We start from the raw sequence: 13,806 nt of genomic DNA, 5'->3' as shown, positions 1-13,806 counted from the left end.
TACATAAAACACACAACGTAATTACAATATAATTTCAAAAAATATTTCTATGAATTAGCAATGAATTTACCCCCCACTTACAAAAAATTTAGTATAAGAATTATCGTTGCAAAAATAATAATGTAAAATCATGGTTGTTGCAGAAATAGGATATTTTAATGCTCACCGATCTTGATGATTTTTATTGTTTTGCTCTTGTTGTTGAGCATGGTGGCTTTAGTGCTGCTGAGCGTGTAACGGATATACCAAAATCAAAATTAAGTCGTCGCGTTTACAGCTTAGAAGAAAACTTAGGGGTTCGCTTAATCCAGCGCAGTTCTCGTCATTTTGCTGTTACAGATATTGGGATGGATATTTACAGACATGCTCAAGTCATGATGAATGCTGCTCAAGCTGCCCATGACTTAGTTGATCACTTAAGTATTCAACCTAGAGGTGTTGTTAAAGTTAGTGTTCCAGTTGATGTTGCTCAAAATCAACTTCCAAAAATCCTACCTGCTTTCTTAAAAAAATATCCAGAAATTCGTTTGCAACTGATGGTCAGTAACCGTCGAGTAGATGTGATTAATGAAGGGATTGATATCGCATTACGAGTTCGCTCAAAATTAGATGATGACCCGAGTTTAGTACTTAGACAATTTGCTGTCATAGAACAGAGCCTATTTGCAAGTCAGGCTTATTTAAATGAGTTTGGTGATATAAAAACTCCTGAACAGCTAAGCGAACATCGTATTTTAAGCCTTTCTGAAGAGCACCTTGATCAGCAATTCCTTTTGCATGGACCAGACAATGAGCAGAAGAAAATCAAAGTCAGCCCTATTGTGATGGGTACGAACATACATATGTTGGCGCAATTGGCGAGTCAAAATTGTGGTATCGCTTTACTACCAGAGAGTGCAGCAGAAGATTTTCTGAAGTCTGGACAACTTTTACAAATCTTACCTGAATGGAAAGCACCTCATGGAATATTACATGCCGTATATCCATCACGCCGAGGTTTGCTACCCGCTGTTCGAGTATTCATTGATTACTTAGTTGAACATCTTTCTGAGCGTTAATATAAAAAAGTTCGATAAATTATCGAACTTTTTTATATTTTTTAAATTACAGGATAGTTTCCCACACCTTCAGGCCATGGAGTTAATAGCTCAAAGCCAGTATCCGTTACTGCCACCATATGTTCCCATTGAGCAGATAATGAATGATCTTGAGTAATGACGGTCCACCCATCATTTAACTCTTTCACTTGCGGTCTACCTGCATTTACCATTGGCTCAATGGTAAAAACCATTCCTTTCTTTAAGACCAAACCTTGCCCGCGCTGCCCATAGTGCAAAACATTAGGTTGTTCATGATAGATCTTACCAATCCCATGTCCACAATATTCTCGAACAATACTATAGCCTTCTCGATGAGCAACCGACTGAATAGCATAACCAATATCACCTAATGTAGCTCCTGGCTTAACAGTGTGAATACCAGCAACCATCGCTTCATAAGTTGTATCAACTAATTTTTTTGCTTGTGGATTTACATTACCCACAAAATACATGCGGCTCGTATCACCAAAATAACCATCTTTAATAATTGCAACATCAATATTAATAATATCGCCATCTTTTAAAATTTTATTCGGCGATGGTATGCCATGGCAAACAACTTCATTGACTGAAGTACATATCGTTTTTGTAAAACCGTGATATCCCACATTAGCAGGAATAACTTTTAAATTATTTACAATATAGTCATTACAGAGGTTATCTAAATACTCAGTAGATACGCCCGGTTTAATATAGGCCTCTATCATTTCTAAAACTTGTGCAGCCAAGCGCCCAGAAACTCTTAACTTTTCCAGATCTTGTTCAGTTTTAATGGTAACAGTAGAAGCTCTCATTCAATTCTATCCTCGCAGACAAGAAACATGCCCTTCCCTACAAAAACCTAAGGTAAGTCAAAATATTTTAGGATGAATATAAGTCAGACCAAAAGCCTAAACTGCTTAAATATTCGGCATTCACAATAAAAATTTATATTTTTATTCTTACATATTTTTTATAAAAAGTCAGAACTTAAAAAGAAGTTCTTTTCCCCTTTTTCTGGCCTTTCAAGTACATACTTTAACCAAACAAACGCTTATAACACTATATATGGTTTTAACCCCCTGAAAAAAAGCTTTTTCACATAAATTAGCGCTTGATCATGATTACTTTTGCTCTAAAATTCCTTCTTTTTTTATTATCTTTAATTTATGCAACATCTTCGTACCGGAGATATTATTGCCTTAGGTTTTATGACCTTTGCCCTTTTTATTGGGGCTGGCAATATTATCTTTCCTCCCATCGTTGCTCAACAAGCTGGTGAGCACGTATGGTTAGCTGCACTAGGCTTTTTAATTACGGCTGTCGGCTTACCTGTAATTACCATCATGGCACTCTCTCGTATGCAGGGTTCCATTGAAATTATTAGCTCTCCCTTAGGTCGAGTAGCAAGTCTGATTTTAACTGTTGTTTGTTATTTATCAGTCGGCCCTCTATTTGCTACCCCACGTACAGCTACTGTTTCTTATGAAATTGGTTTTTCCTCTTATTTTGGAACCTCAAGTAGTAGTCTTTTAATCTATAGCGCAATTTATTTTTCATTTGTAACTGTAGTTTCACTTTATCCAAACAAGTTATTGGATACTGTAGGACATGTACTTGCCCCACTAAAAATTATTGCTTTAGCAATTTTAGGTATTGCAGCAGTAATGATTCCTGCGGGTTACGTACCAGCTCCGATCAACCATTATGTCACATCTCCGGTTTCAGAGGGCTTCGTAAACGGTTATCTCACTATGGATACGTTAGGTGCACTAGTATTTGGTATCGTTATTATTCAAGCGATTTACTCTCGCGGCGTTACTGATAAAAAGTTAGTCACCAAATATGCAATTATTGCCAGTCTCATTTCAGGTGTTGGCCTTACTTTAGTTTATTTAAGCTTATTCAAATTAGGTTTAGGTAGCCATGAAGTAGCACCAAATGCAGCAAATGGCGCAGTAATTTTACATGCATATGTACAACATGCTTTTGGAAATATGGGTTCATTATTCTTAACTGGACTAATCTTTTTAGCATGTATGGTTACAGCAATTGGCTTAACTTGTGCGTGTGGTGAGTACTTTGCTCAGTTAACGAAATTACCATATAAGCTTTTAGTATTTATTTTAGTTGGTTTCTCTTTCGTTATTTCGAATCTTGGTCTAACTAAACTGATTGCTATTTCAGTACCTGTCTTAAGTGCAATCTACCCACCAGCAATTGTGGTGATTATGCTGAGCTTCTTCTGGAAATTTTGGCATAAACCTTCTTTCATTGTCGGTTCAGTAACAAGTATTGCTTTAATTTTCGGTATTATCGATGGCCTTAAAGTTGCAGGCTTCAGCAATTATTTACCTGAATTCCTTCAGCATTTACCATTAAATGAACAAAACTTAGCTTGGTTAATCCCATCTTTAGTTGTTCTTGCAGTTACCGTAATTATCGACAAAGTTAAATTCAAAAGCATTTAATCTAGTGACTTTTTTTGAAATCGAGTTTTATCCAAACATGATTTTATATATTGAATAAAATGCTGTGTTTACCCAACCAGCATTTTATTTCCCCACTAGTTTTTAATGACAAATCAACTATAGATATAATTAATTTTTACTGTAAAATTACACTAAAATAATTTTTAGCTACTCAGGAAAGAAGAGCAACAATGAAAACTAAATATTACCTAACATTAGCAGATGCAGAGTTTTTAATGGAAGAAGCTCAAAAATATGCAATTGAACACAACTTTAAAGTCAGCATTGCAATTGTTGACGAAACAAGCTCTCTATTATTCATGAAACGATTAGATGGTGCTTCTCCTCTAACTACACATCTATGCCTAGAAAAAGCAAAATGTGCTTCAATATCAGGTAGACCGTCAAAATTTTACGAAGAACTTCTAAAAAGTGGGCGTCTTGGTTTCTTAAGTATGCCTAGTGCTCAAGGGATGTTAGAAGGTGGAATACCGATTATTTATGAAGGTGAAATTTTAGGTGCTATTGGTGTATCGGGTGTTCAATCTTTTGAAGATGCAGAAATTGCTCAACATGCGATCGATAGTTTTTTTAAAAAAATATAATAGCTAAAGCAAAATCCCAGGAAAGAGAAATTAATGCACTTTTCATTTAAATAATTTCTCTTTTCTAAAAGAATAAGTATTTCATACAAAAATATTAAACATTTACTTTTTTGATACGTTAAACCTTTATAAATATAGAGGTTTTTATAAAACTGCTCAAAAAATTTTCTATTTGCTATTGAACTGAATCAAAAATAGCAGTACAACATTAAACTTAAAACTTATTCTTGACTAAAACATTAGGTTTTAGCGCAACCACAAGGAGGGATGGAGATGTTATCATTACATTTCAACAAACAAGTCTTCATTAACACTCTGAACAGCAAAGATTCAGTTGTTTATGGAGTAACACCGCTTGCTCTTATGCTGACTTTACTGTTTCAAGGTATGATTAAAGGAAATCTGAAACCCGAATACTTTATGTATGCGATGGTCGTTTCTTTCATATTTTGTGTGTGGGCCTTTGTCGATCATAAGATGCGAAAACTAGCTAAAAGACGTCTTAGTCAACAAAATTTGAATTCTTAAAAAATGGATGAGCAATCATCCATTTTTATACACCTACAAATAAAAAAATTGTTCCAATAACTAAAATAGCTGTAGCCAATAGTTCAGTCACAATTAATCCCACCATCATAAAAGACATCATCCACGAAGGTAAATTAAATCTGCCCAACCGATGGGGAGTTTTGAATTGATTTGTCGTGTCCTGTAAACACCCATGTATGATATAAACCAATATTGAAAAGCTAAAAAAGAAAATATTAGCTAACACACACCACAAAGCAACATTTTCATTTAAAACAGTAAAATAGCTCAATACAGCAAGAATGAGACTAGCAGCCGCATACAGCAAACTACTTCGATGAGCAATATCAACATAATAGTGGGCACGATGTAACTCTGAACGCCGTATTTGCCAATACTTCCACACCCCAGTGAACATTCCTACCCATAAAAATATGCCACTAAACACAATTGCCAACTGTACAGCTTTCGGTAAATCCATCTTTTTTCCAATTATTCGTTTTATTAAAAAATTTAATGAGCTGTATAGCACAAATCTTGACTTTATAGTCACATTTTAATCAAGTATCGTTTTGGAACTCATGTAAATTAAAGTCATTAATAAGCCAATTATTACGTAATATTATGGATAACACTTTTGAATCATTTTGGATGACCTGCGAAGATGGTTATCAACTTGCTGCACAATTTTATCCAACTCAATCAAAGAAATCGGTACATCCTGTTTTGATTTGTCCAGCAACAGGTATTACCAAAAACTTTTATCATTCTTTTGCTACATGGTTAAGCCAGCAAGGCTATGATGTATTAAGCTTTGATTTCCGTGGAATTGGAGATTCATTGCATGGGCCATTAAAGCAAAGTACAGCGAGTATTAATGATTGGGGAACGCTTGATATCCCTTGTGCAATTGAAACTTTATTAGAAAAAACTCAAGCAGAAAAAGTTACTCTTCTTGGCCATAGTGCGGGTGGGCAACTGCTAGGGATTGTGCCAAATTTTCATAAAGTAGCAAAAGTTGTTGCAGTAGCAGGTTCTACAGGCCATGTAAAAGGACTAAAAGGTAAAACAAAATTTCTAGCCCCTGTCATGTTTAACGTTATCTTTCCAATTTCAAGTAGTTTAAAAGGCTATGGTGCTACTCAATTTATTGGAATGGGTGAAAACTTGCCTAAAAAAGTCGCACAACAGTGGCGAGAGTTTTGTAGTCACCCGGGCTATGTGAAAAATGCTATTGGTAAAACTATCTTTCATGACTTTCATACTGAAATTATTTGCCCTATTACTTCAATTTGGGCAAGTGATGATGAAATTGCTACTCAACACAACGTTGCAGATTTATTAAGTTTATATCCGAATGCGTCTACTAAAATGCTAGAACTGAACCCAACAAAACTCGGCTATAAATCAATTGGGCACATGTTAATGTTTAAAAAATCACATCAAAAGCTATGGTCAGTCTTAGAGCAAGAAATTCAATAGTAATTTAAATTCTATCATTTAGTTTTTGCCTCTATGCCCGTAATCCGGTGTAGAGGTTTTTTTATTATTAGCAGTCCCCCATTTTATAAAATAACTTTATTAAATTTATAGTTACCATAAAAAACTAAAATATATTAAGTCATGATTCCTTTGTATTTTTAATAAGCATTATTTACGTAAATACGTCGATATAAACTTAAAGTTCTGCTATGGTAATTTGTCTGAAGCTGTTGTTTAAAAACAGGTAAACCAACCTATTTTAATACAAACAGCTTCTTTTTTTCTGTTTTAGTTAAAACCTAAGAAATTGTTCAAGGATAAGTATGCTAGCACTCGAGCCTCGACATATTCATATGAATCAACATGCTGTTGATAAAAAGCATGCATTACAGTGTCTAGTAGATATATTAGTAAAAGATGGGTTAGTTACACCTGAATATATAACAGGACTCATCAATCGTGAACAACAAAGCGCTACCTATTTAGGCCAAGGTATTGCTATTCCACATGGTACGCCACAATCTCGTGAATTTATTTTACAAACAGGTATTCGATTAGCTCACTTCCCTGAAGGAATAATATGGGATGGGGAAAACACGATTTATCTGGCTGTAGTTATTGCGGCAAAATCTGATGAACATTTACAAGTACTACAAATATTAACTAGAGCATTAATGCAGGATGTAAGTGAACAAGTAAAAAATGCGACGCAACCTGAGCAAATTATTGAACTATTACAAGCTCAACCCCTATCCTTAACTCTGCACGAAAATTTAATTCAAACTGAAATTGAATCTCAAGATATCGAAGACTTATTGTGGTCAGCCTCTCAAATTCTCAAAAAACATAATTTCGTAAAATGTGGTTTTTTAAGCTCACTTGAGCCAGATCAAGTTATTCAGTTACAAGACCAGATCTGGTCTATTTCTAGCAATAAATTTGTTCAACAGCCAGCAATCAGTATTGTAAAACCACGCCATGCTTTAGATGTAAATGGACAAAAACTGAATACACTCGTCTGTATTGCTGCCAATGAGCAGTTAGATAGCCAAAGATTTAACCGACTGATTGATATTTTATTTAATCCAGAACAAGTCGCACAGCTAGATCAAACACAAGCACCAAATGAGATTGCTAAAATTATTGGTGCTGATGTTATTCCAGATTGGCCTCATCGTTCAGTTGTATTAGCCAATGCCCATGGCTTACATGCTCGACCAGCGACTCATTTGGTGAACTTAACTAAAAGTTTTCAAGGTGATATTCAAGTCGCAGTAGACGATGGTAATTTTGTTTCGGCCAAAAGTTTGACGCGCCTCTTAGCTTTAGGGTGTAAACGTGGCCAGACTTTACGTTTTATTGCCGAACCGGAAACAGATGCTGTAGACGCTTTAGATAAAGTTATTCAGGCCGTGCAACAAGGCTTAGGAGAAGAGGTTGAACCAATTCAATCTTCAGATAGCCAAGAAGCTCAATCTCCTCAAACAGTAAAATCATTGCCGAAAACATTGAGTACAAATACAGGTATTCCAGCTTCTAGTGGTCTAGCTTTTGGCCCCGTACATGTCATCAAACCTAAGGTTTATCAATATGAACGTATGGGTTTAAGCGTTAAAGCAGAAAAAGAGAAACTTGATATTGCTCTTCACGCAGTTAAAAACAATATTCACCAAGTTATTGCAAAATCTGAAGTAGCTGAAATTAAGCAAATTTTCCAAGCACATTTGGAAATGCTAGACGACCCAGATCTTATTAATGGTGTTTATCAAAAGATTAACTTAAACCTTTCTGCTCCTGCTGCTTGGCATGAACATATTGAAGCAGCAGCTAAAGAGCAAGCAGCTTTACCAGACCGCTTACTGGCTGAGCGTGCTACAGACTTACGTGATATTGGCGATCGGGTTTTAGCACAGCTCTGTGGTGAGGTTATCATCGAGGAACCTAAAGAGCCTTATATTTTGATCATGTATGATGTGGGCCCAAGTGATGTGGCGCGCCTTAATAAAGATCGAGTAGCGGGTATTTTGACAGCTATAGGCGGTGCAAGTGCACATAGCGCTATTGTTGCTCGTGCTTTAGGTATTCCTGCAATTGTTGGTGCTGGTGATCAAGTACTAGAGATTGAACAAAAAAGTTCTCTTTTAATTAATGGAGATACAGGAACTTTTGTATTAAACCCGAATACTCAGCAAATCGAACAAGCAAAACAAGAACGAGAGCTTCAACAAAAAATTCGTGAAGAGGCTGAACGTCACAGCCAAGAACCTGCGATTACCCTAGATCAACATCAAATTGAAGTTGCTGCCAATTTAGGAAAAGTTCAAGCTACAGCTCATGCAGTAGAATGTGGTGCTGAAGCAATTGGCTTACTTAGAACAGAGCTTGTTTTTATGGCTCATAGCAGTGCTCCAAGTGAAGCTACTCAAGAAGCAGATTACCGTGTTGTGCTAGATGCTCTGGCTGGTCGCCCACTTGTAGTACGTACTCTTGATGTAGGTGGTGACAAACCACTTCCTTACCTTCCAATTGCTGAAGAAGAAAATCCATTTTTAGGCCTAAGAGGTATCCGTTTGACATTAAGACAGCCAGAGCTGTTACGTCAACAACTTATCGCTTTGCTTAAAGCCGCAGATGATCGTCCTTTACGAATCATGTTTCCAATGATTGGCCGTGTGGAAGAATGGCGTGCTGCCAAAGCTATTCTGGATGAAGTTAAAGCTGCACATCCATGCGCTGACTTACAAGTTGGTATTATGATAGAAGTTCCTTCTGCTGCTTTACTTGCGCCTATTCTTGCTCAAGAAGTGGACTTTTTCAGTATAGGAACAAATGACTTAACCCAATATACTTTAGCTATTGACCGTGGTCACCCTATCCTCTCGGCTGAAGCAGATGGCCTCCACCCAAGTATTTTGCAATTGATTGATCACACTGTAAAAGCTGCGCACAAGCATGGCAAATGGGTGGGTATATGCGGCGAACTCGCAGCTGATCCAAAAGCTGTACCGATTCTTATGGGATTAGGCGTAGATGAGCTCAGCATGTCTCCAAATAGTATTCCTTTAGTAAAAGCCCAAATTCGTACACTTAACTACAGCCAAGCTCAAGCGCTTGCAAAAAGCGCACTACAATGTGAGAGCGCTACTGCTGTACGTCAGTTATCCGAACAAGAAATCTAAAGATTAGGAACAGTAATGGCTAAAGTTTTAACAATTACTTTAAATCCTGCAATTGATGTAACGATACAACTCAATGAGTTACAGGTTGGCGAGGTAAATCGCCAAGAATCTGTAGAAATACATGCAGCAGGCAAAGGATTAAATATTGCACAAGTTTTAAAAGATTTGGGGCATAAAGTTATTGTTTCTGGCTTTCTAGGAACAACGAACAAACAAATTTTTGATGATCATTTTAAAGAAGCTCAATTCCAACCTGAATTTATTTATATTAAAGGCGAGACTCGTCAAAATATAAAAATTGCTGAACATTCTGGGCGTATGACCGATTTAAATGGAAAAGGTTTCTTAGTTTCTGAACTAGATAAAAAGAACCTCTTTCAAAAAATCGAAATGATTTTGCCACAGGTAGATGTGGTTGCCATTGCCGGAAGCCTTCCACAAGGTTTTAGTGTTGATGAATTACAGCAACTTATTAAGCTCATTCAACAGCAAGGAAAAAAAGTTGCACTTGATACAAGTGGTAAAGCATTGGTCGCTGCAATTGAATGTCAACCATGGATGATTAAGCCAAATACAGATGAGTTAGTAGAAAGCTATCAACTCCCTGCCGCGACTTACGCTGAACAAAAAAAGCTTTTTGAAAACTTAGCTAAAATTGAGCATGTCGTTATTTCGATGGGTGAAGACGGTGTAAACTGGCTACACGACACTCACCCGCTTCATGCAAAAGCCCCTAAAGTGATCGTTAAAAGTACCGTTGGTGCAGGTGACTCTCTTTTAGCAGGCATGATTCATGGCTTAATAAATGGCTTCTCTGATGAAGAAACATTAAAAACTGCTACCGCAATCGCAAGCCATGCCGTCACACAAATTGGCTTTCGTATTCCCAATGCTGAAACGCTAAACCAGTTAAAAGCCCAAACTACAATCAATTCATTGAGTGAATCTGATGCTAACTGCTAAACATTTATTATTTGTCATTAATAGTCCGCAACAGCAAGTCAATGCTTTGATTTTAGCTCGGAAACTTGCACAAGTCGCATCCCAACAGGGTTATACAAATAACATTATTTCGCTTGATGAATTTGAAATAAGTGAAAACTTTGACCAAGTCATTGTTGTTGGACAACGCCCGAAAGATCTTAATAGTTTTGGTACATATCCATTATCTTTCATTAGCATTGAAGAGATAAAAAATGATGCTCACACAGCTTTCCAAACTGCCTTAGATCACTTTAAGCCAGCTCAAGATTGGCTAAGTGATAATAGCTTAGCAGTAACTACTACTAAAAAGTTTGTAGCAATCACTGCGTGTCCTACGGGTGTTGCCCATACTTTTATGGCTGCCGAAGCTTTACAACAAGGTGCAGAAAAGCTTGGATATGAGATTGAAGTAGAAACACAAGGTTCTGTTGGTGCAAAAAATATTTTATCAGCCCAAGCTATTGCTGAAGCGGACATTGTGATTCTTGCGACTGACATTGAAGTTAACACAGACCGTTTTGTAGGTAAGCGTGTTTATCGGTGTGGTACAGGTTTTGCTCTAAAGCAAACAGATAAAGCCCTTGCTGAAGCAATCAGCAATGCGCAAGTTTTAGAACAAGGTAAGCAACAAGCATCGACAGAAAATAAAGATAAAACCGAAAAAGTTGGCGTATATAAACATCTCTTAACTGGTGTTTCTTTTATGTTGCCAATGGTAGTAGCTGGAGGTCTGTTAATTGCTCTCTCCTTATGCTTTGGCTTAAATGCTGCTGAGCAAACTGGAAGTTTACCCGCTATATTAAAACAAATTGGCGCTGCCGCATTTATGCTCATGGTCCCGATGTTATCGGGCTATATTGCCTACTCAATTGCTGATCGCCCTGGTCTTGCACCTGGTTTAATTGGGGGCTTACTCGCCTCTCAGCTACAAGCAGGTTTTTTAGGCGGTATTGTTTCAGGTTTTCTTGCGGGTTATATCGCACTATTTATTGCTAAAAAACTTAAACTTCCTACAAGTTTAGAGGCACTTAAACCGATTTTAATTATTCCATTATTAGGTACATTATTTGTCGGTCTAATTATGTTCTATGTGGTTGGACAACCTGTAGCACATATTTTCGAGCTAATGAAAGACTTCTTAAATAACATGGGTACAACAAATGCTGTGTTAATGGGAATTATATTAGCAAGCATGATGTGTATCGATTTAGGCGGTCCAATCAATAAGGCAGCCTACGCTTTTACTGTGGGATTATTGACAACAAATACCTATATGCCAATGGCAGCAACAATGGCGGGTGGTATGGTTCCTGCTATTGGTATGGCTATTGCGACTTTCATTGCTAAAAATAAATTTAGTACAGGAGAGAAAGATGCAGGTAAGGCTGCTTTCGTATTAGGTTTATGTTTTATTTCCGAGGGTGCTATTCCCTTTGCAGCTAAAGACCCAATGCGTGTTATTCCAACTTGCATTTTAGGTGGCGCTGTAACTGGAGCACTTGTTGCATTATTCCATTGCGAATTAGTTACTCCTCACGGCGGCGTATTTGTTCTTTTAATTCCAAATGCAATTAACCATGCTTGGCTATATCTTGCTGCCATTGCAGCAGGTAGTATCGTTACAGGCATAAGCTATGCGATTGTTAAGAAAAAAATAGAAGAAAAAATTGTGACCACTGCATAATTTAAAAAGGGAGAATATAAATTCTCCCTTTTTTACATGTCATATGTTTCATCAAAGAAAACCCTTCAATTATCCGCTTTACGTTATTCGCATAATTTAATCTAAATAACTGTTGCTATAAGCTGCGCTAGTACTTCCCCCAACTTTATTGTTAAAGTGAACCTATCTGCGATTTAGGAGATGAGTAGCATGAACATGAGCAAAAACTCTTAAAAATATAATTTATAGACAAAAAAGCTAAATATACAAAGTTAACCACTCCATCAGGTATTTAATTTTATATATAATAATCAATAAGTTAATAAATAAATCAAATTTATTTCACTAAATAATAGATGATTCATGTTAAATGTATGGTAAATTTCACAACCCATAAAATTAAACAAATAATTGATATTTATAAATATTTATTATTTAAATATCTTAATTTTTCATAATTATGACTTTAGAGACAAAAACTATCTCGTTCAATGCCACGTTCAAATCATCATTTTTTTTCTACGATGCGCTTGTAAGCCAATATCGTTCAATTAACGATCAAGCAAGCCTAGATGCAATCTTGTATATCTGTTCAAAGATTTTAAGGAATTAATGGCTATGACTCATCAAGTCACATTAACTTTCAACAAACTTTGACCATAGTAGAAGAGTATTTTTAGTTTGTGCAAAGTATAGGAAAACTTATCAAGACAAGATCCTTTAAACCATGTCATTGTTAAATTTAGCTATATAAATTTTGCTCACCAAGTAAAGTCCTGATATAACTTGCTTGATGAAACTATATTTTTCAACTATTAAAGATAGTTCACCAGAAATGCGATCCACCAAGGTATGGGGAAAAGTCAATGACAAAGAAGTATGCGCGTTTTTTACCTACAACAGAATCTTTTACTCTTGAAGATTTTCCATATTATTGGATTACTCAAGTACATGCTCAGTATGTACAAAACATTGATAATGCTTTAAAAAAATATGGTTTAGATAACTCACGTCGACGCATTATGTTGGCTTTAAGTAGTAAGCCCCATGCGAGTGTTTCTGAACTTTCAGATATGATTATTTCAAAAATGTCGACGACTACCAAGATTGTTTATCGTTTAAAAGATGAAGGTTTGGTGGAAACCTATTCTTGCCAGACCGATGGTCGAATCACCCGTGTAGTACTTACAGACAAGGGTACTGAAATGATCAATAAGATTAATGATCTAACCAGCGTAGTACTCGAACAATCTTTCGAAGGTATCACCCCTTTGCAATTAGAAAAAATGATGGAAAGTTTAAAATTACTTTTAAAGAATCTTTCTCGTTAAAAATAAGATAGACATATTATTAAGCTCTCTTAGGAGAGCTTTTCTATTTTAATGCCTCGTCTGAGTATTGATAAAAACAACACTTCACATAAAATAAGCAAATAACTTCTCATCTGTTGACTTGAGTCCTTAACTCCAGTAGAAATTCTCTTTCAACAACTGCATAGCAAATTTTTGAAAATGGCTAAAAGAAAATACAAAAGTGACAAGTTTCAAGTGCGTCGTATTAACCGTCAATGGTGGGTGCTTGAAAAAGACCTCGAATCAAACTGCTATTTAAAACATGAACAAGTGGCAACAAAAACCTTAGCAAACAACTATGCTGATGATTATATTGAACAATATTATATGAATCTTTATATTCAACAAGAGTTGAAAAAACCTGAAACTATATAAAAAAAGCCATTTGGCTTTTTTTATTTTTAATATTTAAAGATTATAAAGTCAAAAATTAAGGATAAAAAAAACCTACATCTTGGGGAAA

General features: G+C 36.0%; 12 protein-coding genes. 10 read left to right on the top strand and 2 right to left on the bottom strand.

Annotated elements, in window-relative coordinates:
* The first annotated feature begins 158 nt into the window (after nucleotides 1-158).
* Nucleotides 159-1,058 carry a LysR family transcriptional regulator gene (locus F968_RS07735; RefSeq protein WP_004791928.1) on the top strand — a complete coding sequence of 300 codons (900 nt, stop codon included), beginning with the start codon at nucleotides 159-161 and terminating at the stop codon, nucleotides 1,056-1,058.
* Between the two features lie 41 nt (nucleotides 1,059-1,099).
* Here F968_RS07735 and map read toward each other — a convergent pair whose 3' ends face one another.
* Nucleotides 1,100-1,894, bottom strand: coding sequence for a type I methionyl aminopeptidase (gene map, locus F968_RS07730; RefSeq protein WP_004791925.1), 795 nt, complete (start codon nucleotides 1,892-1,894; stop codon nucleotides 1,100-1,102).
* 354 nt (nucleotides 1,895-2,248) lie between these two features.
* Here map and brnQ point away from each other — a divergent pair, with 354 nt between their 5' ends.
* From brnQ to F968_RS07715, 3 genes are all read left to right on the top strand, one after another.
* Nucleotides 2,249-3,550: a branched-chain amino acid transport system II carrier protein gene (gene brnQ, locus F968_RS07725; protein ID WP_004791923.1), complete on the top strand. Its 1,302-nt coding sequence runs from the start codon at nucleotides 2,249-2,251 to the stop codon at nucleotides 3,548-3,550.
* Nucleotides 3,551-3,741: 191 nt separating this feature from the next.
* Nucleotides 3,742-4,155 (top strand): GlcG/HbpS family heme-binding protein, encoded by a 414-nt coding sequence (locus tag F968_RS07720; RefSeq protein WP_004791921.1) that lies wholly within the window; start codon nucleotides 3,742-3,744, stop codon nucleotides 4,153-4,155.
* 273 nt (nucleotides 4,156-4,428) lie between these two features.
* Nucleotides 4,429-4,683: a hypothetical protein gene (locus F968_RS07715; protein ID WP_004791919.1), complete on the top strand. Its 255-nt coding sequence runs from the start codon at nucleotides 4,429-4,431 to the stop codon at nucleotides 4,681-4,683.
* 25 nt (nucleotides 4,684-4,708) lie between these two features.
* On the opposite strand, the gene F968_RS07710 is transcribed toward F968_RS07715, so the two are convergent.
* Nucleotides 4,709-5,164, bottom strand: coding sequence for a hypothetical protein (locus F968_RS07710; RefSeq protein ID WP_004791917.1), 456 nt, complete (start codon nucleotides 5,162-5,164; stop codon nucleotides 4,709-4,711).
* 143 nt (nucleotides 5,165-5,307) lie between these two features.
* Here F968_RS07710 and F968_RS07705 point away from each other — a divergent pair, with 143 nt between their 5' ends.
* From F968_RS07705 to F968_RS07680, 6 genes are all read left to right on the top strand, one after another.
* A complete protein-coding gene (locus F968_RS07705) occupies nucleotides 5,308-6,165 on the top strand; it encodes an alpha/beta hydrolase family protein (RefSeq protein ID WP_004791915.1) in 858 nt (285 codons plus the stop codon).
* A 323-nt stretch (nucleotides 6,166-6,488) separates the two neighbouring features.
* A complete protein-coding gene (gene ptsP / locus F968_RS07700; protein ID WP_004791914.1) occupies nucleotides 6,489-9,344 on the top strand; it encodes a phosphoenolpyruvate--protein phosphotransferase in 2,856 nt (951 codons plus the stop codon).
* A gap of 15 nt (nucleotides 9,345-9,359) precedes the next feature.
* Nucleotides 9,360-10,307, top strand: coding sequence for a 1-phosphofructokinase (gene pfkB / locus F968_RS07695; RefSeq protein WP_004791912.1), 948 nt, complete (start codon nucleotides 9,360-9,362; stop codon nucleotides 10,305-10,307).
* On the top strand, nucleotides 10,294-12,012 hold the full coding sequence (locus F968_RS07690) for a fructose-specific PTS transporter subunit EIIC (RefSeq protein ID WP_004791911.1): 1,719 nt from the start codon (nucleotides 10,294-10,296) through the stop codon (nucleotides 12,010-12,012). The genes pfkB and F968_RS07690 overlap by 14 nt, the downstream gene beginning before the upstream one ends.
* Before the next feature lie 845 nt (nucleotides 12,013-12,857).
* Nucleotides 12,858-13,322, top strand: coding sequence for a MarR family winged helix-turn-helix transcriptional regulator (locus F968_RS07685; protein ID WP_004791909.1), 465 nt, complete (start codon nucleotides 12,858-12,860; stop codon nucleotides 13,320-13,322).
* Nucleotides 13,323-13,502: 180 nt separating this feature from the next.
* Nucleotides 13,503-13,718: a hypothetical protein gene (locus F968_RS07680; protein ID WP_004791907.1), complete on the top strand. Its 216-nt coding sequence runs from the start codon at nucleotides 13,503-13,505 to the stop codon at nucleotides 13,716-13,718.
* Nucleotides 13,719-13,806: the final 88 nt, after the last annotated feature.

The sequence above is a fragment of the Acinetobacter sp. NIPH 817 genome, assembly GCF_000368405.1.
GTDB lineage: Bacteria > Pseudomonadota > Gammaproteobacteria > Pseudomonadales > Moraxellaceae > Acinetobacter.
The sequence above is the reverse complement of the archived record's forward strand: the minus strand, read 5'-3'. Positions and strand labels throughout refer to the sequence as shown.